Source organism: Bacillus sp. EKM501B (genome assembly GCF_011800505.1).
Classification (GTDB): domain Bacteria; phylum Bacillota; class Bacilli; order Bacillales; family Bacillaceae_G; genus Bacillus_A; species Bacillus_A cereus.
In genome coordinates this window covers 156,129-178,909 of the sequence record NZ_JAALFZ010000008.1, presented here as the reverse complement: position 1 = coordinate 178,909, position 22,781 = coordinate 156,129, and the positions used below count along the sequence as shown (strand labels likewise).

Genomic DNA, 22,781 nt, shown 5'->3' with positions numbered 1-22,781 from the left:
ATTCGAGAATCTCGTCATTTTTCCTTGTTATTGCAACTTTTTTCTCGAAATTGAGTATTTTTATATAAAAATAAAAAAATCAGCTCCCCTAGTGGGAACTGATTTTTTCACTTTCTTATTCTTGTGAAGAAGAATCGTTAGATGATTCTGTAGAACCATTTGTTGATTTTTCTTCTTTCTTCGGTTCTTCTTTTTTGTCACTAGTTGAACCGCTTGTTGATTTCTCTTCTTTTTGAGACTTGTCTTCTGTTTTACTTTCAGGTTTCGTGCTCGTTGACTTCTCTTCTTTTTGAGATTTGTCATCAGCTTTTTTACCAGAAGCATTCGTAGCCTTTGCAGCACCTGCATCAGCTTTAATTTCTGTTACTGATTTATTTAAGTAACGTTCAGGGTTCACAGCCACATTGTCTTTACGTACTTCAAAGTGAACGTGAGAGCCTGCCTCTTTATTCATTGCACTTAGACCGGATGTTCCTAATACTTCACCTTGTGCAACTCTTGCACCTTTTTCTACTTTCACACTGCCTAAGCTTTGATAAGATACCGCTACACCATTTCCACTATCAACTGTTACAACATAACCAAGAAGTGAATCTTTTTCAGCTTTCGTTACTGTACCACTTAAAGCAGCAGCAACATTGAATTCTTTTCCATTCTTCGCAGCAATGTCAATTCCTTTATTCGGGGAATATGTGTTGTTATAAAAGACAAGTGCTTTTTCTTGTTCCGCCTCAGTTGCTGCATCTTCATAGAATTTCTTCTGTACGACTACTTCCGCATTCGCGGCAGCTGGCATTTTCACTACTTCTGAAGATTTTGTTACTGGTACTGCTGGATCTTCCGATTGTGTATACGGTGTTGCTTGATCGTGGTTTGGAGTCTTCTTCGGATTAGCTCCTTGGAACCATAGCGCAACCATTAAGATTACCGCTGCACAAGCAATGTATAGTGCCGGAAACACCCATCTTTTTTGAAATAAATGTACTACCTTTTGCGACTTTTTATTATTTCTTCCTCGCATTCCATCATCACCTCAGCAATCATTTTGAACAATATTCACGTATCCTATACAACGTATAACTAATTACTTTTCGACAAAATATGTAAAAATATGTATAAGAATTGTAAAATTTCCGAGGAAATGATAGAAAAAAGAAAAAACTGAGCACTTTTGGCTCAGTTTTTAATCTAATTGTTTCTTTTTATATACGATTAAACATACAAAGAGCGATATAATAAGCCAAACTGCAACATTTAATACATGCCCACTAATACTACCAAATCCCGCCCCACCTACTAAACTGTTAAGTGCTTTCACAATATGAGATGTTGGAAGATATCCAATCATCGTCTTAATTACTTTATTTTCAACCATTGGCTCAAACTGTACAGCCAAATACATCGTCATTAATATCGGCATTCCAATTATTGATGTTTGTGGTACAGATGCAGCTAACAATCCAATCATTGTTCCAATCACAATAAATAAAATTGTTCCACATAAGAAAATAAATCCTAGCAATAATAGATTTCCACTGAATTGATCCAAAATAAATAAGTTCACAATACAAATGCCCAATGTCAAACATACTGTTAATATACTTTTTCCAAGTAGAACTTCAACCGAAGATGCCGGTGATAGCATTAATACACGCAATGTATGTTTTTCTTTTTCTTCTGCAATTACCATAGATTGAACAAAGCCTGCGACAAATAGGAAGGCCGTTATAGTAGTAATGCCTAACATTTCCTTTCCCACTCCAAATCTGCTAAACAAAAATGAAAGTATAATTGGTAAAAATGCCATTAACAACACTTGTGAATTTGTCTTAAAATCTTGTACTTCTTTTCTAAAAATAGCTGATACACGTCTCATTGAAAATGTCATTATAATCCCCTCCCAGTAACTTCAATAAAGATATCGCCTAAAGTTGGTTCGTGTGAATGAATGGATAGTAATTCTCCTTTGTTCATCCATTCTGAAATACGTTTTGCACCTAATTCATCTTTTTGTACCGTTTCTTTCTTCTTATCCTTTAACACGACTTGTATTTGATCTTTCGCGTATTGTAAGCGAAGGTTCTCCGGTGTATCAAGTGCTACAATCTCTCCGCCACACAGGAAGGCAATGCGGTTACAAAGCGTTTCTGCTTCGTCCATGTTGTGAGTCGTTAAGAAAATCGTCGTTCCTTCTTTATTTAAGTCTTTTAAGATTTTATGAATGTTTTGTACGTTTACTGGATCAAGTGCAGATGTTGGTTCGTCTAAGAAGAGGATATCTGGTTTATGAAGGATTGCTCTTGCTAGTGTGACACGTTGCTTCATTCCCTTTGATAATTTTTTTACTGGTGTTTTTTTATCATCTAATAAATTCACTTGTGCTAGTACTTCATCGATTCGTTCTTTTTTGCAATCATATAAGTCACAAAATAATAGTAAGTTATCATAAATGCTAAGTCTTTCATATAAGCCGCTGTTATCTGTTAAAATACCAATTCGTTTGTAATCGATGCTACTTGGTCCTGTAATATCTTTCCCTAATACTCTTACCGTTCCAACACTATGAAGCAATTGAGAAGTTAAAATTTTTACTGTTGTCGTCTTACCAGATCCACTCGGTCCAAGGAATCCGAATATCTCTCCTTGCTTCACCTCAATATTTACATTTCGAAGTGCCGTTTTTTCGTTGAAACTTTTCATTACATCTTTCATTTCAATTGCCAATGTCATTTCTTCATCCCCTTTGTTTTTCTTCTTTATAGATGAAAGTCGCTTTAGCGCTTTTCGTTCGTTTGTTTCGCTTTTCTTGACTCAATCATATGAAAAACAAAGGGTAGGCGCATTAAAATACCGGTAAAAGGAGTATTTTTACCGGTGAATGAATCGCATGTTGAGCTTATTGGAGCACTTTTATAGTCCAATAACACCTTTTAATTCATCCATTCGTCCTTTTGAAAGCGGGATTGAACTTTTTCTTTCGTCGTCTAAAATTAAGCTAAAACTGTTACGAGTCCAAGTAATCACTTCTCGCACTCTTTGTAAATTCACAAGGTACGAGCGATGACATCTAAAGAAACCAAAACCTGTTAACCTTGCTTCTAGTTCGCTTAATGTTAATGCACATACGAAATCTCCTTCACGAACGTGAATATGTGTTACTCCGTTTTGTGTTTCAATGAAATGGATTTCCATCGGATCAAGTAAAATGATTTTATCGTTCACTTTCGCAGGTATTCTTTCTAACTTCATTTGCGGAATTATTTGAACGACCTTCTCTTCATCGACTTCTTCTGCTTCCTCTTGTTCAATTTCTACTTTTTTCACACCATCGTTGTTTAATATGTATACATCCTCTGTTAACGAAAGGGCATCCGATAGAAAAGATGACGTAATAAAAATTGCCTTTCCTTGTTCTTTCATTTTCATAATTGCTTTTCGAATAATAACCGTACTCTCTATATCTACATTTTGCTCCGGTTCTTCCAAAATGATTAGATCCGGATTATGAATCATCACTCGCCCAATATGAAGACGACGCTTCTCTGAAAATGATAGTTTTTCTATTTTAACGTTTAGCTTATCTAGGAGACCAACAGACTGCACAACTTCTTCTATACTTATCTTTGATTCATAAAGCCCTATTAAAAACTTAAAGTATTCCTTCACCTTCAAACGATCATATGCTTCATCCTTCAAAAAACAAAAGCCTATGCGGGAATAATTTTTCTTTCCAATTGCTTCCCCTTCAAACAGTACGTTGCCAGTTGAAGCTTCTTCTTCACCAATAATAATGCGGTGTAACACTTTAGCTGTATGATTATTGCATTGCAAAACAATACATTGCCCTTTTTCAACCTTTAGCTCCATTTCCGGTAACTGGTTCGCCTTCCCTAACTGTTTCAACTCTAGTAACGCCATTTCATTTCCCCCAAATGCCTTTTTATCCTATTATATCAAACAGTTAATGGAAAATTATGATATTTTAAACAGAAAAAAATAGGTGCCAGAGTTCTGACACCTATTTCTTCACCATCAGTTTTCCTTCATAATCATTCATCGTCTTTATTTCAACGCCTTTATAGTAATGAGCGACGATATCTGTATATTTCTTTCCTTCCGCTGCCATGCCGTTCGCCCCGTATTGACTCATACCAACGCCGTGACCGAACCCTTTCGTCGTAACGATGATTTTATCTCCTTGTTGTTTCCACGTGAAATCAGAAGAACGTAAATCTAACTTTTCACGAACTTCTTTTCCTGTTAATGTTTTTCCTTGAAAAGCTACATCCTTTACGCGCTTTCCTTCCGTAAGGTCTTTAATATTTCCAACCTTCCCGTCTGCTAGCACTTTCACACCGAGACGTTTTTGAAAATCAGCTACTGTAAATGTTTGCTCACTCGTAAACTTTGGAGAGGCTTGATCCCACGGACTATCTACACTTTTCAAGTACGGATAATCATTTCCCCAATAGTCAGCTGCATTTTCTGTTCGGCCATTACTCGTTGAAAAGAAGGATGCTGAAATTGGTTTTCCATCATACGTTAAAACTTGTCCTGCTGTTTTCGAAACGGCTTCTTCGATTTTCTTCAAATTATTTTCGTAGTTATTGCCCCATTGCTTCTTCAATTCATCTTTGCTTTTGTACACTTGATCTTTCACCGTATCTGTCACGTCCGCATTATTTTTCTTTCCTCCGCTTAGCATACGTTGTACTACAAATGTTCTTGCTGCTAATGCCTGCGCCTTTAGTGCCTCTATTTCAAAACTGGCATTCATCTCAGAAGCTACTACACCTGTCACATACTCCTCCACTGGTAATGTTTCTACCTTCTTTTGTTTTTCGCGATATACAGCAACTTGAACAGCTGTATCTACTTTTCCTGGAGCTGGTATGCTTTCTATCGCTGGAGGAGTTTTAGAGGCCGTTTCTTCCCCTACTTTTGCTTTCGCAAATGGAATAACAAGGGCTGCAGGTACAATGATAACGAGCGCTATTAAGAGCGCTACTGTAATAAAAAGTGGCTTTGAAAATTTCATCCTATTTCCCCCAATATAAAAGCTTTACTCCATTCATTCTTATGGAACAACTCTTTCTTTTAGAACATACTTAAGGGGAAGAGTATAAAACAGAAATTTTCTAAATATTTTTACTGGTACGTGCATAAGTATAGAATTTATTGACTATAACAGTAATAACCCAAAAAAATAGCCCCTATGTCAAAAGACATAGAGACTATTTCAATTAAGCGTGAAGATCAGAAACTTCTTGTTCTTTCACTTCTTCTACTTTTTCGTTTACACGTTCAATAGTTGCACCTAATGCAGCTAATTTCTTATGGAAGTTTACATAGCCACGGTCAAGATGTTTTAACTCAGTTACACGAGTATAACCTTCTGATACTAAACCAGCTAAGATTAATGCAGCTGCAGCACGTAAGTCAGTTGCTGCTACTTCAGCACCTTGTAAGCTGTTTGGACCGTTCATAATAACAGAACGACCTTCAATTTTAATATCAGCATTCATACGACGGAATTCTTCAACGTGCATAAAGCGGTTTTCGAATACCGTTTCTGTAATCATGCTTGTTCCATCAGCTTGTAGTAATAATGCCATCATTTGTGATTGCATGTCTGTTGGGAAACCTGGGTGAGGCATAGTTTTAATATCAACCGCTTTTAACTTATCTGGGCCGATAACACGTACACCTTCGTTTTCCTCAATAATTTTAACACCCATTTCTTCCATTTTCGCTGTAATTGAGCGTAAATGTTCAGGTACAGCATTTTCAATTAAGATGTCTCCACCAGTAATTGCTGCTGCAACCATGAATGTTCCCGCTTCAATACGGTCAGGAATAATAGAGTGGTTTGCACCATATAATTTATCAACGCCTTCGATACGAATCGTTCCAGTTCCAGCTCCGCGTACTTTTGCTCCCATCGCATTTAAGAAGTTAGCTAAGTCAACGATTTCTGGTTCTTTCGCTGCGTTTTCAAGAATTGTTGTCCCTTTTGCTAATGTAGCTGCAGACATAATGTTTTCTGTCGCGCCTACGCTTGGGAAGTCTAAGTAGATTTTAGCTCCTTTTAGTTCTCCCTCAACATATGCCTCAACAAAACCGTTACCAACCTGTACTTTTGCTCCCATTGCTTCGAAGCCTTTTAAATGTTGGTCAATTGGACGTGAACCAATTGCACATCCACCAGGAAGTGCAATACGAGCACGACCGTTACGTGCTAATAATGGTCCCATTACTTGAACAGATGCACGCATTTTACGTACATATTCAAATGGTGCTTCAATGTTTAGTTCTTTAGAAGAATCGATTGTTACTTGATTATTTTCAAATACGACTTCAGCATTTAAATGACGTAATACCTCATTAATTGTGTATACATCAGACAAAACTGGTACTTCAGATAGTACATTCTTTCCATCACTCGCTAATAGGGCTGCAGCGATTATAGGTAATACAGCATTTTTTGCGCCCTCAACACGCACTGTGCCGTTTAACCGCTTTCCGCCACGGACGATGATCTTTTCCAAATTATTCCCCTCCGTGTCCTTTTTTCAGTATCTATTCACTCAATACTCAGAAGTTATGATCGGTGTGCCAACCACAATTGTATCTTTGTTGTCTGTAGAACGTATTGCTATTTGCACATTTATTTTCTCTCTATTTGTTGAAAGAGCGTCATCCCACTTTTTATTGTATGCGGAGACTGACACAAATGCTCTTTCTTCTACTTGTTCGATCGCTCTTGCTGAAAGATCTTTCAAAACCTGATTGGTTTTATTTTGCAAAACACCTTCAATCTTATCATTCAGTACACCTTGAACACAAGTGTAAATTATAGGTTTTTCACTAAAAATTTTATTCATGTTTTGAACATACTTCGGGTCCCATTTCGCCCCACTTACTTCAAAGATAATGAAAGTGTTTTCTTTAGTATTTTCTTTACTCCAAGTTACTACTACTCGTTCTTCATAAGAAGAAAGCTTTTTATAGGATGTAGCTTTATATCCATCTGGAGATTGCTCTACTTCCCACTTTTGAATATTTGCTTTTTCCTTCACATCGTTTAACAACTTTTGAAACGTATGTATGTTAGAAATTGTTTTTGTTTCTCTCGCTAACCATGACCATTTTTCTACTTTAGCATCATTTTTCTCTAAAGCCTTGATCATGCTCTCCATTTTCTGTTCATCGCTTATCGGTTTCATCTCTCTATATCCAACCAAAAATAAAACAACACTAAGTGCAACAATAAGAATGGCTTTAAGCTTCAATTTCATCCCCTCCTATCCCCATTGTTAACGGAGATTTGAGGTTCTATACACTTACTTTACTAAATACGTTAAACTCTTCGAATAGCCTAAATAATCAAGGAAAAAGTTACTTACAGATGTCCCAATTGCAATTGTAATTAAGATGAGTAATACTCGCGTCTGCAGCACTTTTCCGGACTTCATTAAACGCTCAATGTGAATGCCTTGTAAGGCCCACCACGTAATGGTAATAAACAATAAATGCGAAACAATGGCAATCAGTGCTTGTTGCCCTAAAAGTTGTGCCAAAAAATCGACCCCTTTTTACTCAGCTACTACTTATGAAAGAATATAAAAACGATACCATAATAAGTAGGAGCTACACTTTTTCAAATGCACATAGACATCTTACATTTTACATCGTGATTTTCTTTCCAAAAACGTATATCTACATTACAAGTTAACACAAAATAAAAAGCGCAGAGTACTGACTCCACACCTTTTATTTTCACTATTGTACCACGTTCCCTAAGAAGAAGAAATCTTTCATTAATGGAAAATATTCATAAAAGAAATTGTACCCAATCAGCGGCATAATCCCTAGTATTACAATCGAAATTGCACAAAGACTCATAACAACCTTTATATTTAACGGTAACCGTATCCTCTCTTCTGTCTCTCCTGTGCGGAAAAACATTTGTTGTAAAATACGGAAATAATATACGAATGAAACAACTGTCGTACCCATCATAATCGAAGCTAGTACGTAATGTGCTGGCTCTACATGAAGCGCGCCTAAAAAGATATTAATCTTTCCAATGAAGCCAGCCGTTCCTGGTATCCCAGCCAACGATAAAATAAAAATTGTCATCATAATCGCTGCAAATGGCGACCTTTTATATAAACCTGTGAAAATTGTTATATTTTCCTCATCATTTTGTAAGATTAAGCCGTGGATGATAGCAAATGCACCTATATTCATAAGCATGTATGCCAGCATATAAAACCACATGCTATCCATCGTAAATGGTGATAATGCGACAAGTGGAACGAGTAAATACCCTGCATGAGCAATGCCCGAATAAGCAAATAAACGCTTTATATTGTATTGTTTTAACGCGACTACATTCCCAACAATCATCGTAATACTTGCTAGCACCGCAATATATATACTCATATGCCCATATAAAGATTGCATATCTCCTTGTATTAATACACTTGCAAAAACCATAAGGAACAAACGAATAATGAGTAGGAAACCAGCAATTTTAGAAATCGTTCCAAGAAAAGCAGTAACAGGTGTAGCCGCTCCTTCATACACATCAGGTGCCCACATATGAAACGGCACTGTGGCAATTTTAAATGAGAGACCAACTAGCAATAAAAGAAATGCGAGAGCTAACAATAACTGAATACCACTAGCGAGTTCCCCAGTGAGTACCTTTTGCATATCTACAATGTTAGTTGAACCTGTAATACCGTATAAATAACTCATTCCGAAGAGCGTAATCGCCGTTCCAATTCCTCCGCTAATGACGTATTTCATTGCCGCTTCATTTGATGCACGGCTCTTTTTTCGTATTCCTACTAAAATATAGGAAGAAAGTGAAAGTAACTCCAAACCAACGAAAAGGGTAATGAAATCAACACTAGAAGCCATGAACATCGCACCAAGAAGTGCCATTAAAAATAAGTAATAATATTCACCCTTATCTTCAATTGGATTCTTCTTATCATCGCTCATTGCGGTACATAAAATGAGAGCTGAGGCACCTAATAGCAATGTTTTAAACCCTTTTGAAAATCCATCTAACACAAACGATCCGTTTAAAATATCTCCAGCTGGTTCGCTATATAGCGTAATTAATGACACGATTGCTAATACGATAGCAGCAATCGCACCAAGAGCTACATATCTATGATTCAGCTTAAAAAACAAATCACATATGGAAAGGAGGATGGCGGCGCCGAGAATAATAAATTCTGGCACCATTAGATGCCACGATAAGCTAAGTAACGTATTCATATCCATCCTACTTCACCCCCAATGTTTTCAATGTATTTTGAAGCGGATCCCCTAGTAACTCTGGCATAACTCCAATTGCAATAATACAAAAGATAAGTAGTAAAACAGGGACATACTCCCATCCGTGTATATCAGATTTTTCTTCCCACTCTTTCTTTCCAAATGTCACTTGAAGTGTCGCCCTTAATACGTATACAGCGGTTAAAATGATGCCAATCACACCGACTGCAGCAATGACGGGCTCTCCTTGAAATAAACCGAGAAAGGCAAGAAATTCACTAACAAACCCAGACATCCCTGGTAATCCAAGCGATGCCATTCCTCCTGCTAAAAAGAATCCGCTAAGTATCGGTACACTTTTCGCAAGTCCGCCTAGCACCGTAATATCCGAAGTTCCAAATCGTTGTTCTATAACACCCAGTAGGAAGAAGAGCAAGGCTGCAATTAAACCATGTGATACAACTTGGAATAGCGCTCCTTGTGTACCAAGTGCATTAAGTGACGCAAGTCCCATTAACACAATTCCCATATGCGAAATACTAGAGTAAGCCAGTACTTTCCTAAAGTCCGTTTGGATGAGCGCTAAAAAGGCACCGTATAGTAGATTAATTACGCCTAATATCGCAATTAGCGTTGCAACATCGTGAAAATATTCCGGGAATAGCCCTTTCCCGAAGCGAATAATACCGTACGCTCCAATCTTTAGCAAAACACCCGCATGAAGCATAACTACAGCTGGATGCGCTTCTATGTGTACATTGACCATCCAGCGGTGCAACGGAAAAACAGGTAGTTTAATTGCAAAGGCAATCATTATGGCAATAAATACACTAAGCTGCAAACTACTTGGGATGACGAGTGCTCCCTCTGCACTTACGCTTCTTAATATCTCTTTCAGCTCCACAATATTTGTTGTACCTGTTTTCGCGAACAAAATTGAGAAAACAATGAGCAAAATAGCTGAGCCAATACCGTTATATATTAAATAACTATACGCAGCCTTTTCACTCGACAATTTTCCCCACTTTCCAATTAATAAGAACATTGGTGGCAACGTAATTTCAAAGAAGATAAAAAACAACATTAAGTTTTGAGCAGCAAAGACGCCGAGCATTCCTATTTCTAGCATAAGTAACAGCATATAAAATGCTTTTAAATTTCTTTTAATAGAAAAGGCTGCAATTGCTGCAAGCGTTGCTAGAAGAGCTGTCAGTACCATCATGACAAGCGACAAACCATCAATACCGAGCTCGTAATAAATAGAAAACCACCTTTTATCTACCGCTGTGAAATCGCCGAACTTAATCCATTTCACCTTCTCATCAAATAGGGACAAATTCTTTCCAGAAGCATATGTACAAGCGAGGACGATAGCGATTCCAAATGGAAGTGCCGTCCCAAATAAGCCAAGCGCTCGCACTGTACGCAATTCCTTTTTCGGTGTTAATACAAGCAATAAAATTCCTAAAAGCGGGGAAAAAATGAAGAACGTTAACAACAAATCATTCATCGTAAATCCCCTCCCGTATAGAGCAAAATAATGACGAGTACAGCGAGCGAAACCGCCGTTACAGTACCGTACACTTGTACATTCCCGTTTTGAAGTTTCGATCCAAGATTACTTGTGCCTTTAACTACACTTCCAATTAAAACTGCAATTCCTTCGACTACATACACTTCAAATAAGCGAAGCACATGAGCGATTCCTTTCGTAATAGGGATCACCGTCATGTTGTATAGTTCATCCACATAATATTTTTCTTTCAAAAGATTATAAAGAGATGTTTCCGTACCCCCAGCCCAATTTCTAGAAATTGATTTCTTGCCATATATGAAATATGCAAGAGCGATTCCCGCAAATGAAACGAGTGTCGCAACAATCATAATCCAAACTGGTCCATGCGCTTCTTCAACCTTAAACCCTACATCTTTCGTCAACCAATCTCCGAGAAACGTCCCAAACCACGGTGTATTTATATATCCTGCCACTACCGCAAGAACGCCGAGAACAATCATTGGATACGTCATAACGCGAGGCGATTCATGCACTTCTTCCTTCGTCTTCGTTTCTCCAGTAAAGACAAGAAAGTATAGGCGGAACATATAAAACGCTGTTAAAAACGCCGCAATTACTGCTAAAGTAAATAAAACGTAATTGCCATTCATCCACGTCGCCGCTAAAATTTCATCTTTGCTGAAAAAACCGGAAAGCAGCGGAACACCGCTAATGGCAAGGGTACCTATTAAAAATAGCGTACCAGTTACTTTCATCTTCTTCTGTAAACCGCCCATTTTATTAATGTTTTGCGTATGCACAGCATGAATTACACTTCCTGCTGCCAAAAATAGTAGTGCTTTAAAAAAAGCGTGTGTCGTTAAATGGAATATACCAGCTACATAGCCGGCAGAACCTAACGCGAGCATCATATACCCGAGCTGGCTAACTGTAGAATAAGCAAGCACCCTCTTTATATCTGTTTGCACAAGACCGATAGAGGCCGCAAAGATTGCAGTGAAAGCTCCAACGATTGCCACTGTCTGCATCGCCACTGTACTTGCTGAAAATAGAGGGAACATCGTCGCTACTAAATATACGCCAGCCGCGACCATCGTCGCCGCGTGAATAAGTGCCGAAACGGGCGTTGGCCCCTCCATTGCATCTGGCAACCACGTATGAAGCGGGAACTGACCTGATTTTCCCATCGCCCCGATAAAAATTAATATCGCTGTTATTGTAATCATGTAAGGAGGTAGATCCCCTGTATAAATCGCCCTAAATATTGCGTCATATTCAAAACTACCTGCGTACCAAAAAATTAAGATCATCCCGATAAATAAACCAACATCCCCAATACGGGTCATAATAAAAGCCTTTTTTGCAGCAGCCTTCGCTTCTTCTTTAAAGAAATAAAAACCGATAAGTAAAAATGAACCAAGGCCAACTAATTCCCAAAATATATAAAACTGTAATAAATTCGTTGATATAACAAGCCCTAACATCGCAAATGTAAAGAGTCCTAAATATGCGTAAAAGGTTGGTAATCGTTCATCACCTTTCATATAACCTTTCGAATACACATGTACAAGTAGACTCACAAGCGTTACGATAAATAACATTAAAGCTCCTAATGCAGTCACTTCAAAGCCGAATGATATATCCACATCTCCAGCTCTAAGCCACACCCACTTATGCTTCACGCTTGCTTCTGAAAACCTTTCTATTAACACAAGTACCGCAAGTATAAAGGAGAGAAAGACGAAAAAAATACTAAGTACGCTGCTTCCTTCTCTAATTTTCTTCCCGAATATAATAAGTAACAAAAACGAAACGAGTGGGAAAAGCGGTATGAGCCATGCATAATCGATCATTGTTTCCTTCCCCCTTTTTCGGTCACAATGCTATCCTTTAAGCGTATCCATTTCATCCACCTGAACTGTTGTACGATTACGATATAAAGCAATTAAAATAGCGAGTCCTACCGCCGCTTCCGCTGCCGCTACAGCCATCGTAAACAGTGAGAAAATTTGACCTGTTAAATTCGGAAATAAGCCTAATTTGCTAAACGCCACTAAGTTTAAATTGGCAGCATTCAGCATTAATTCGATACAAACTAATACGATTACTGTATTCCGCTTTGTTAAAGCTCCAAATAGACCGATGCAAAACAAAATAATCGCAAGTGTTAAATATGCAGAAGCTGGAACGCTACTCATTGGAATCCTCCTCTTTCTCATCCTTTTTCGCAAGTACAATCGCGCCAACGAGTGCTACAAGTAAAATAACTGAAGTTAGTTCAAATGGGATAATATATTTTGAATAGAGAAGCGTACCGATTTGAAGTGTGTTGTTTTCATGGAGAGGTAAACTTCCTTGTGTGCTTTCATTTGCAAAATCAATATTATTAACAGCGAAATACATAACCGCTCCAAATGCTACAACTGCAAAGAAGATAATCCATTTTCGAAGAGTAAGACGCGATTCATTTTCCGCGTTATGTTTCGTTAACATAATGCCGAAAATCATAATAATTGTGATTGCACCAGAGTAAAGTAAAATTTGTGCAACGCCTATAAATTCAGCTGATAAAAGAAAATACAAACCTGCAATGCTGAGAAATGTCAGAACGAGAGCTAGCATCATGTGCATAACTTTCGTTAAGTTCAACATAAGAACACCGCCGATAATTGCAGACAAGGATAGTATAAAGAATGCTACAAACTCGCCATTCATGCCTTATTCTCCTTCCTGACGTTTTCGTCGTTTTCGTCAAGCCACTGCAAATTTTTAAATAAGTCATCACGTGAATATTCCGCGAGTTCAAAGTTATTTGTCATGACAATTGCCTCTGTCGGACAAACTTCTGTACATAAATCACAAAGAATACAAATTTCAAAATTAATATCATACGTGTCGATAATTTTTCCTTTTTTCGTAGGATCCGGATGTTTCTTTCCTGTTAACTGAATACAGTCTGTCGGACAAATGTTAGAGCACTGATTACAAACAATACATTTTTCCGGATAAAATTTTTGAATTCCTCGAAAACGGTCTGGCAACGGCAACGGTTGATTTGGATAATCATACGTTACCTTCTTCTTGCTCAAATTACTTAATGTATATTTTAATCCTTTAAATAGTCCTTTCATCTCTTACTGGCACCCCCCTCATAGATTAGAAGAATAACTCCTTAATCAATGCCGTTAAGAAAATATTTGTAAGTGCAATCGGCAATAATACTTTCCAACCAAACTCCATTAACTGGTCACCTCTTATACGCGGGAACGTAACGCGGAACCAAATTAATAGAAAGACTACACTGCTAAATTTCAAAGCAAACCATACGGCACCTGGGATAAATCCAAGAAACATGACTGGATTCCATCCGCCTAAAAAGAGCACTGTAATTAACGATGCCATCCCGAAGAAATATACGTACTCTGAAAGCATGAAAAACGCCCAGCGAAACCCTGAGTATTCCGTATGATATCCAGAAACAAGTTCTGACTCCGCTTCTGGCAAATCGAATGGCGTTCTATTTAACTCTGCAACTGCTGCGATTAAGAAAACGACGAAGCCAATTGGCTGTACGAAAATGTACCAAACCTTCTCCTGCGCCGCTACAATCTCATTTAAATTCAGACTACCAGCTAGCAAAACGATACCAATTACACTCATTACGAGCGGAATCTCATAAGAAATCATTTGCGCCGCCGCACGCATCCCTCCTAAAAGGGAATATTTATTATTCGATGCCCATCCCCCAGTTACAACACCTATCGTCGTAATACCGGAAACAGCGATATAATAAAGTAACCCGACTCCAATATCTGCAAATTGAAATTTATCAGTGAACGGGATAACTGCAAGCACCATAAATGCTGGTGCAAATGCAATGACAGGTGCTAATATAAACAGCGGTTTATCTGCTGCTTTCGGAATACTATCTTCTTTCAATAATAGTTTTAAAACATCAGCTACCGTTTGCAGTAAACCGAATCGGCCTCCAACCTGGTTTGGTCCAATCCGCCCTTGCATAAACCCCATCACTTTCCGTTCTGCCAAAATTCCATATGTAACAAAGCCAAGGACTGCAAATAGTAGAAGTACCGCTAATCCGAAAAAAATGAAGAAATTCGTCCAGCTTGAAGGTGATTGTAAGAGCGTTTCAATCATCAGCCATCAACCTCCCCAAGTACAATATCAACTCCACCTAAAATCGTAATTAAATTGGCGATGTTTTCACCTTTCAATAACTTCGGTAAAATTTGCAAATTGTAAAAAGACGGCCTACGAAACTTCAAGCGGTACGGCTCTTTCTTTCCGTCACTAGCAATATAGCAACCAATCTCTCCGCGCGGCGATTCGATACGTACAAATGCTTCTCCCTTAGGTGCCTTAATAATTTTCGGTACTTTTGCCAGCACAGCTCCATCTTTCGGGAACTGCTGAACCGCTTGCTCAACAATCTTTAAAGACTCCTCGATTTCTTGCATTCGGCAAACGTAGCGATCCCAAGCATCTCCCACGCTTCCAACAGGAATATCAAAATCAAAACGATCATAAATCGAATACGGCTCATCTTTGCGAAGATCCCAGTTTACTCCAGTGCACCGCAAATTTGCTCCGCTTAAAGAATACGAAATCGCTTCTTCCGCGCTATATATACCAACGCCTTTCACACGATTTAAGAAAATCTCATTACCGCTAACAAGATCATGATAACCTGCCAGTTGCTCCCTCATATACGGAACAAACTCTTCCACCTTTTCAATCCAACCATCTGGCGCATCCCACTTCACACCACCAACTCTCATATAGTTAAAAGTAAGCCGTGCCCCGCATAATTCATTTAATAAATTTATAATCATCTCTCGTTCACGAAACGCGTACAAAAACGGGCTAACCGCTCCTATATCAAGAAGATTCGTCCCCCACCAAACGAGATGGCTCGCAATTCTTCCTAGCTCCATCGCAAGTACTCGCAAGTATTCGGCACGCTCTGGAATTTCAAGCCCCATCATCGTCTCTACAGCATGGCAAATGACGTAATTATTCGTCATAGCTGATAAATAGTCCATTCGATCTGTATAAGGGATAATTTGCGTATACTGTAAGCTCTCAGCGATCTTTTCCGTCCCGCGATGTAAATACCCAATAACAGGTGTAGCTTCTTTAATAATTTCCCCGTCAATCTTAATTACGAGCCTGAACACACCATGTGTACTCGGATGCTGAGGTCCTACATTCAAAAGCATCTCTTCCGTGCGGATCATAGCTACACCTCCACATCATACGGTTCATAGTCTTTTCTAAGCGGATATCCTACCCAATCCTCTGGCATTAAAATACGTGTTAAATTCGGATGCCCTTTAAATATAATGCCGAGCAAATCGTATGCTTCTCGCTCCGGCCAGTCAGCCCCTTTCCAAAGCGCTGTCACAGATTCGACTTGCGGCGTTTCCCGGTCTAGCTTTACCTTCACCGCTACCGATTGTTTCTTACTATATGAAAACAAATGAACATACACTTCCATATGTGTCACAAAATCCGTCGCATGTAGCTCTGACATATAATCAAAAGCAAGTCCCTCATGGAATCGCAGTGACTCCATCACTTCATAATATTTTTCGGGATCCACCACAAGAGTTGGCACATCCTTTGACAGTTTATTAATGTAGGAATCTACTAATGCACCCTCTCCTAACTTCTCCCTAATAGCCTCAACATACTGATTTAAATACGGCTGATTTACGGACAGTTCTTCCTGCTTCGGCTCATCCTCTTTCTTACCTTCAGCCCCCTTTGTCTTCGCTCTTGCAGCCGCTGCTGCTTTCGCTTTTGCCGCTGCAATTGCCTTTGCCTTTTCATCTCCCGAATCCCCATCACCTTGCGAGGCTTTCTGCTTCGCCAATGCTGCCGCTTTTGCCTTGGCAGCTGCCACCGCCTTCGCCTTGGCTTTCGCTTTTTCTTCTTCCGTTACTTCTTCGGTTCCTTCTCTTTTCTGCTTCGCTAACGCCGCCGCTTTTGCTTTTGCAGCTGCTGCTGCCTTCGCCTTGGCTTTCGCTCTTTCTTCTTCCGTTACTTCTTCGGTTCCTTCTCTTTTCTGCTTCGCTAACGCCGCCGCTTTTGCTTTTGCAGCTGCTGCTGCCTTCGCCTTGGCTTTCGCTTTTTCTTCTTCCGTTACTTCTTCTGTCCCTTCTCTTTTCTGCTTCGCTAACGCCGCCGCTTTTGCTTTTGCAGCCGCTGCTGCCTTCGCCTTGGCTTTCGCTTTTTCTTCTTCCGTCACTTCTTCGGTTCCTTCTCTTTTCTGCTTCGCTAACGCTGCCGCTTTTGCTTTTGCAGCCGCTGCTGCACGTCGTTTTGCTTCTTCTATAGTAATATCATCTTTTTTTGGTAGCGCTTTCTCTTTTTCTTGATCTTCTTCCTCAAGCTCACTTATTTCCGCCTCGTGTTTCGCTACAAGGCGTTTTCTCGCTTCTTCTTTTGCACGCCTAGCTGCTTCTTTTTTCAGCTCCTCTAAATCTTTATTTGGATTGCTCATTTATTCGTCACCTGCTTCCCGGTCTTTGCTTCGTAACGAATTTTTTCTTTTAATTTATTAATTCCATAAATTAAAGCAGCTGGATTTGGGGGACAACCAGGAATATACACATCAACTGGTACAATTTGGTCTACACCTTTCACAACAGCATATGAATTTACATACGGACCACCTGCTGTTGCACAAGATCCCATCGCAATAACCCATTTCGGTTCGGGCATTTGATCATATAAGCGCCGAACAATAGGAGCCATCTTCTTCGTTACCGTTCCCGATACAATCATGACGTCCGATTGCCTTGGTGAAGTCCGAAAAAATGACCCAAATCGATCTAAATCATAATGTGATGAGCCTACTCCCATCATTTCAATTGCACAGCACGCCAGTCCGAATGTCATCGGCCATAAAGAATTGCTCCTCGCCCATCCTTTCAACTGTTCCAATGTAGAAAAAAAGATATTTCGTTCTAATTCTGCTCGCTCATTTGGATGTAATTCCTCAAAATTTATAACCATTGTAACACCTTCTTTTTCCAAGCATACGCTAATCCAACTAGCAACATTACAACAAAGATGAGCATTTCAATTAATGCAAATAAACCTAGCTTGTCATACGCAACAGCCCAAGGATATAAAAATAAAGTTTCTACATCAAAGATCACAAACAATAAAGCGAAAATATAATAACGAGCATGAAACCGAATATTTGCATCATGAAAAGGCTCAATTCCACTCTCATACGTCGTCGCCTTTGCTGCACTTGGTTTATTTGGGCGCAGCATCCTTCCTAATGTAAGAGCCACTACCGGCAGCAATATACCTAATAGCAAGAAAATCAAAACGATCATATAACTATTTTCATATACACTTGCCATTGTGAAACCCTCCCCCCTAAATTAAGAACAAGTTCACATAGTAAACAATATGTCCTAGTTGCAGTAATTATTATTTTTAAATTTTTCTAAATAATGCAACTATTCTAATCATTATAGCAAACTTCAAATTCCTATGTCGATATGTTGGGAGGCAGAAACAAGAATTATTAAAATCTACCTTTACAACTTACTATAATTGTGCAAAATAAATATAAAACTTATATATGCTTTTCAAGAAACCGTAGGTGATATAAATGAAAAAACAAACACATGTAAGTATTCTTATAAGCATTGTATTGCTGTCTATAACGCTTCACTATGTAGCGATGCCTTTTCTATATGAATACTCATTTTCTTTTCAGCTATTAATCGGAACGAGTACCCTATTAATTGATATTATCGCTTGTAGTTATATACTTTATTTTTCAAACATGAAAGAAGGGCTATCTCGTTTATTTTGGATCATATTATCTGTTGGAGCTCTCTCTTATTTTATCGGTGATATAGTCGTTGCCTATCAGCGTTTAATTGTAAAGGACTTCTATACGTTCGTTGATCCATCTGACTTTTTTTACTTACTTTTTTTAGTTAGCTTTACGTTTGCCTTTCTATACGAAATCATTTATAACCGAGATTTATTAGAAAAACTTTTTATGCTATGTGATATTTGTATTATCGTTACAGCCCAATTTACTTTAAGTTACTACTTACTTATTGAACGAACTATTCATATCTTTACAACATCCTATATCGACATATTTGTTCAACTTACCTATCCAATGGCTGATTTACTCTTTCTCTTAATAGGAATCAACCTTTTATTCAAACCACTATCCTTATTACCTAAAAAGGTCGGTGCACTTCTTGGCAGTGCTTTAATTTTATATGCTACTACAGATGCGATTTATGCGTATATAAAATACTTCATACCAGAGTATTCTATGTTTACAGTTACTCCTTTCTATCAAGTAACCTTAGTACTAGTAGCAATCGCCTGTATTCTCCATACAAAAAAGCCTGAAAAACAAGAACAAGTACTACTAACACCTAAAATTGGTGAATCAATCCGATTATCATTACCGTATATTTCGGTAGTAATGCTTATTGTTTTCATATTAGTTGAATACGTTTTTGCGCCTATTATAGTAATCGGACTTATAATAACTTTCTCCTTCGTCCTCATACGTCATAGTTTAGTTCGAAAACAAAATAAAATATTATTGATTGCTCAAATGCAATTCAACTCAGAACTCGAGAAACAAATTAAACTACGTACAGAAGATTTAGTAGAACAGAAAAATGAACTCTATCATAATCAACAAATGTTTAAATCTTTATACGAGCATCATCCAGATCCAATCTTCACATTAGATTTGTACGGTAATTTTCTCAAAGTAAATAACGCTGGTACTACTTTACTCGGTTATCAAACGAATGAATTATTAAACCAGCCTTACTATTCACTCATATACGAAGAAGATTTAGAAGAAATGATTAACGCCTTTCATCGCGTGAAAAAGGGGCATTCTATCTCTTTAGAAATACGGGCGTACCATAAAAACAGAGATATTTACTACTTGCACGTTACCGCCGTACCGATCTTTTTAAAGGAGAAAATTTCTGGGGTTTATTTAATGATTAAAGATATTACGGAAAGCAAACAACAACAAGAACAAATTAATTTCCTAGCATACCATGATACTTTAACAGAGCTTGCAAATCGACGTGCATTTCATCAACATTTAGAACAGGCAATTGCGCGAGCAAAAATATCGAAAAAGCCTTTTGCTGTTATGTTTCTCGACCTAGACCGTTTTAAAGTTATTAATGATACCCTCGGTCATCGAGTAGGAGACCTATTGCTCATCGCAGTAGCAAAAAGGCTCGAAAGAATAGCAACATCAAATATGAAACTCGCGCGGCTAGCTGGGGATGAGTTCACAATCCTTATCGAGAATTACAAAAAAAAGCCAGATGTCCAAAAAATAGCTGATAGGATTGTAGCGGCCATGAATGAGCCATTTGAAATCGAAAATCAACATTTACAAATCTCACCGAGCATCGGAATTGCAATATATCCTGAAGCAGGTGAAGATGCGCTATCCATTTTGCAGCATGCTGATATGGCCATGTACGAAGCAAAGAATAAAGGAAAAAACGGTAGCTCTCTTTACACGAAAGAACTATATAAAAAAATGGAACGAAAAGCTCGAATTGAAAAAGATTTGCCAATCGCTTTAGTAAACAAAGAATTTTATCTCGTTTATCAACCACAAATTGATACGACAACAAATAAAATTATCGGTGCTGAAGCTTTAATACGTTGGAAACACCCACTATTAGGTGACATTTCACCATGTGAGTTTATTCCAATTGTAGAAGAGACGCCACAAGTAGTCCCACTTGGACATTGGGTATTACAAGAAGCTTGTCTCCAATTAAAAATATGGCATACCTTTGGCTACCAAAATTTAAAAATAAGTGTTAATTTATCCGCAAAAGAATTCCGGCAAGATCAATTAATCGAAAACATTTCACAAATATTAAACGACGTGCAAGTCGATCCAAAATATGTAACACTTGAGTTAACAGAAAGAATTGCAATGATTGACGAGAAAGAAACGTTATTGAGACTGAAGCAATTAAAAGAATACGGTATCCAAACTTCCATTGATGACTTCGGTACTGGGTACTCTTCTCTTGCTTATTTATCAATTTTTCCAATCGACACATTAAAAGTACCGAGAGAATTTACACAATTAGCTGATCATCGTCCTGAAGAACGAGCCATCGTTTCTACAATTCTTTCCCTCGCGAATACTTTAAATCTTTCAGTCGTCGCCGAAGGAATTGAAACCGAAAAACAACTTAAGTTTCTGCAAAAACATAACTGTAAATATATGCAAGGTTACTATTTCAGTAAACCACTTACTAGTAATCAGTTTATAAAGTTTCTACAAAAAACCCCCAGTATGAACAAATAATTCATACCGGGGGTTTTTTAGTGCTAAATATTTTTCTCATAATATTCTTCTGCAATCTCTTCGTAAAAAGCTGCAGATGTCGTATAGAAATATGGAATTAACCATAAGAATCCAATTCCTAACGTAATACAACTTAATATAAACCAGCCAATAAAACTTAAACATAAAATGAAATACTCCATCTTATGTCCATCCATCATACGACGACTTTCTGTAATAGCTTGGTTCAGTGAATACTCAGGATGATCGTTTATAATAAAGTATGTCATCGCATAAGAAAATGATTTAATAATACCTGGAATAATGAACAATAACGTCCATAAGAAAAGATAAAGATTTACTAATAAATATAATAAAAATGATTTTAGAAATCTCTTTCCCTCTGAAAACCAAATGAATACATTACCGATACTAGCTTGCTTTTCACGAAGGATATTTAAACCAAGGTAATATCCACCTAAAGTTAACGGTCCAGTAACGAAAAATGTAAGAATATTCATTGAAATTGAACCGTTTGTTTTTTGCCAACCGAAAATTAAAGAAAATCCCCAATCAACACTAAAATCAAAAGCTGTGATAAGAATTGAAATGAGTAGTGTAGCCCCAACAGCTAATCCCCATTTCCCTTCTAATGAATCTAGTGCTTCTCCTTTTAAATCACTAATCATGCGTAGCCTCGCCTCCTATACACAATAATTCTATTAGTATAGCATGTTCCTATTGAAATTCACCTTTTGAAATATAGCGATAAAAGTGTGCTGTCGTCGTACTCATATACGGACTAAACCAAAGAAATCCTATTCCAAAAGTAAGAAGCGCTAAAATAGCCCATCCTATGAAGCTCAGCCATAAAAGAAACAAATCTAACTTATGACCCTTCATAAGATTCTTACTTTCCTTCATCGCCTGCGAAACACTATATTCTGGATTTTCAATCATCACATAGTACGTCAGTGCATAAGAAAAATACATCACAATCATACCAACAATTGAAATTACTAATAGTACGAAGAAAGCTATTGCAAATGACGTATTCCCTTCTTCACCTAACAATGCAAATAAGCCTATTAACAGCATCGGAATCCATGTACCTGTATATAACAAAATCGCAAGCATTGCCCACATTGTTTTCATCATTCTTTTAAAGCCACGAAATCCTTCAAATAAGTAATCTACTTTAGCATCTTCTCGTTTACTAATCTGTAAAAATACATTTGTATAACCATATGACGTGATCCCATACGATGCGTTACTCAAAATTATTATAATGCAATAAAAAATTCCGAAGGTAATACCTGCTCCAATTGACATCGTTTCCTCTTCAAATGATCCAGTTAAGCTTGCAACTGAGAGAAATATAATAATTCCTGGAATTAATAGTATAAGCATTGCAGCCATCGAAACGACATAACTTAAAATAAAATATAAAATTGTTGATCCAACACCTAGTCCCCATTTTCCCTTTAAAGAGTACAATGCTTCTCGCTTCATTTCACCAATCATTGATTCATCCCCTTTATGAAATATAAATTGTTGTACACTTCTACTTATACAAGCATCAATATAATTATACCAGTTTTGTAA

General features: G+C 37.8%; 22 protein-coding genes. 1 reads left to right on the top strand and 21 read right to left on the bottom strand.

The genetic code is table 11. The annotated features are described in order from the left end of the window. Positions 1-115 precede the first annotated feature (115 nt). From spoIIQ to nuoA, 19 genes are all read right to left on the bottom strand, one after another. Positions 116-1,021: a stage II sporulation protein SpoIIQ gene (spoIIQ, locus tag HFD78_RS17115; protein ID WP_001214926.1), complete on the bottom strand. Its 906-nt coding sequence runs from the start codon at positions 1,019-1,021 to the stop codon at positions 116-118. A gap of 162 nt (positions 1,022-1,183) precedes the next feature. After that, positions 1,184-1,888, bottom strand: coding sequence for an ABC transporter permease (locus tag HFD78_RS17110; protein WP_000144447.1), 705 nt, complete (start codon positions 1,886-1,888; stop codon positions 1,184-1,186). Beyond that, positions 1,888-2,730 carry an ABC transporter ATP-binding protein gene (locus tag HFD78_RS17105; RefSeq protein ID WP_000170855.1) on the bottom strand — a complete coding sequence of 281 codons (843 nt, stop codon included), beginning with the start codon at positions 2,728-2,730 and terminating at the stop codon, positions 1,888-1,890. Before HFD78_RS17105 ends, HFD78_RS17110 begins: the two co-directional genes overlap by 1 nt. Before the next feature lie 180 nt (positions 2,731-2,910). Further along, complete coding sequence (locus HFD78_RS17100; RefSeq protein ID WP_097863080.1) at positions 2,911-3,918, bottom strand: LytTR family transcriptional regulator DNA-binding domain-containing protein; 1,008 nt, start codon at positions 3,916-3,918, stop codon at positions 2,911-2,913. A 100-nt stretch (positions 3,919-4,018) separates the two neighbouring features. After that, positions 4,019-5,038, bottom strand: coding sequence for a stage II sporulation protein D (spoIID, locus tag HFD78_RS17095; RefSeq protein WP_000672663.1), 1,020 nt, complete (start codon positions 5,036-5,038; stop codon positions 4,019-4,021). Positions 5,039-5,243: 205 nt separating this feature from the next. Continuing rightward, a complete protein-coding gene (murA, locus tag HFD78_RS17090; protein WP_000411274.1) occupies positions 5,244-6,548 on the bottom strand; it encodes a UDP-N-acetylglucosamine 1-carboxyvinyltransferase in 1,305 nt (434 codons plus the stop codon). 39 nt (positions 6,549-6,587) lie between these two features. Then, positions 6,588-7,292, bottom strand: a complete 705-nt coding sequence (locus HFD78_RS17085) for a YwmB family TATA-box binding protein (RefSeq protein ID WP_000767916.1) — start codon at positions 7,290-7,292, stop codon at positions 6,588-6,590. A gap of 51 nt (positions 7,293-7,343) precedes the next feature. After that, on the bottom strand, positions 7,344-7,580 hold the full coding sequence (locus HFD78_RS17080) for a DUF1146 family protein (RefSeq protein ID WP_000057889.1): 237 nt from the start codon (positions 7,578-7,580) through the stop codon (positions 7,344-7,346). 202 nt (positions 7,581-7,782) lie between these two features. After that, the gene (nuoN, locus tag HFD78_RS17075; protein ID WP_325849592.1) at positions 7,783-9,297 is read right to left on the bottom strand and encodes an NADH-quinone oxidoreductase subunit NuoN; all 1,515 of its coding nucleotides are present in this window, start codon (positions 9,295-9,297) and stop codon (positions 7,783-7,785) included. 7 nt (positions 9,298-9,304) lie between these two features. Beyond that, positions 9,305-10,807 (bottom strand): NADH-quinone oxidoreductase subunit M, encoded by a 1,503-nt coding sequence (locus tag HFD78_RS17070; RefSeq protein ID WP_098431874.1) that lies wholly within the window; start codon positions 10,805-10,807, stop codon positions 9,305-9,307. Next, complete coding sequence (gene nuoL, locus HFD78_RS17065) at positions 10,804-12,666, bottom strand: NADH-quinone oxidoreductase subunit L (RefSeq protein WP_097813940.1); 1,863 nt, start codon at positions 12,664-12,666, stop codon at positions 10,804-10,806. The genes HFD78_RS17070 and nuoL overlap by 4 nt, the downstream gene beginning before the upstream one ends. Positions 12,667-12,696: 30 nt before the next feature. Continuing rightward, complete coding sequence (gene nuoK / locus HFD78_RS17060) at positions 12,697-13,011, bottom strand: NADH-quinone oxidoreductase subunit NuoK (RefSeq protein WP_000100079.1); 315 nt, start codon at positions 13,009-13,011, stop codon at positions 12,697-12,699. Next, positions 13,004-13,528 carry an NADH-quinone oxidoreductase subunit J gene (locus HFD78_RS17055; RefSeq protein ID WP_001012811.1) on the bottom strand — a complete coding sequence of 175 codons (525 nt, stop codon included), beginning with the start codon at positions 13,526-13,528 and terminating at the stop codon, positions 13,004-13,006. Before HFD78_RS17055 ends, nuoK begins: the two co-directional genes overlap by 8 nt. Next, a complete protein-coding gene (gene nuoI, locus HFD78_RS17050) occupies positions 13,525-13,944 on the bottom strand; it encodes an NADH-quinone oxidoreductase subunit NuoI (RefSeq protein WP_000677191.1) in 420 nt (139 codons plus the stop codon). Before nuoI ends, HFD78_RS17055 begins: the two co-directional genes overlap by 4 nt. Before the next feature lie 25 nt (positions 13,945-13,969). Continuing rightward, positions 13,970-14,971, bottom strand: coding sequence for an NADH-quinone oxidoreductase subunit NuoH (nuoH, locus tag HFD78_RS17045; protein ID WP_098919504.1), 1,002 nt, complete (start codon positions 14,969-14,971; stop codon positions 13,970-13,972). Then, complete coding sequence (nuoD, locus tag HFD78_RS17040; RefSeq protein ID WP_000621434.1) at positions 14,971-16,071, bottom strand: NADH-quinone oxidoreductase subunit NuoD; 1,101 nt, start codon at positions 16,069-16,071, stop codon at positions 14,971-14,973. The genes nuoH and nuoD overlap by 1 nt, the downstream gene beginning before the upstream one ends. Before the next feature lie 2 nt (positions 16,072-16,073). Further along, positions 16,074-17,339, bottom strand: a complete 1,266-nt coding sequence (locus tag HFD78_RS17035; protein WP_098782082.1) for an NADH-quinone oxidoreductase subunit C — start codon at positions 17,337-17,339, stop codon at positions 16,074-16,076. After that, positions 17,336-17,854, bottom strand: a complete 519-nt coding sequence (nuoB, locus tag HFD78_RS17030) for an NADH-quinone oxidoreductase subunit NuoB (RefSeq protein WP_000236331.1) — start codon at positions 17,852-17,854, stop codon at positions 17,336-17,338. The genes HFD78_RS17035 and nuoB overlap by 4 nt, the downstream gene beginning before the upstream one ends. Beyond that, a complete protein-coding gene (gene nuoA, locus HFD78_RS17025; RefSeq protein WP_000179273.1) occupies positions 17,845-18,213 on the bottom strand; it encodes an NADH-quinone oxidoreductase subunit NuoA in 369 nt (122 codons plus the stop codon). Before nuoA ends, nuoB begins: the two co-directional genes overlap by 10 nt. A 254-nt stretch (positions 18,214-18,467) precedes the next feature. On the opposite strand from nuoA, the gene HFD78_RS17020 reads away from it, so the two are divergent. Then, positions 18,468-21,197, top strand: coding sequence for an EAL domain-containing protein (locus HFD78_RS17020; protein WP_191968094.1), 2,730 nt, complete (start codon positions 18,468-18,470; stop codon positions 21,195-21,197). A 23-nt stretch (positions 21,198-21,220) separates the two neighbouring features. Here the strand turns inward: HFD78_RS17020 and HFD78_RS17015 are convergent, their stop codons facing one another. Continuing rightward, the gene (locus HFD78_RS17015; protein WP_000622458.1) at positions 21,221-21,865 is read right to left on the bottom strand and encodes a DUF975 family protein; all 645 of its coding nucleotides are present in this window, start codon (positions 21,863-21,865) and stop codon (positions 21,221-21,223) included. A 49-nt stretch (positions 21,866-21,914) separates the two neighbouring features. Beyond that, positions 21,915-22,700 (bottom strand): DUF975 family protein, encoded by a 786-nt coding sequence (locus tag HFD78_RS17010; protein WP_098219250.1) that lies wholly within the window; start codon positions 22,698-22,700, stop codon positions 21,915-21,917. Between the last annotated feature and the right edge of the window lie 81 nt (positions 22,701-22,781).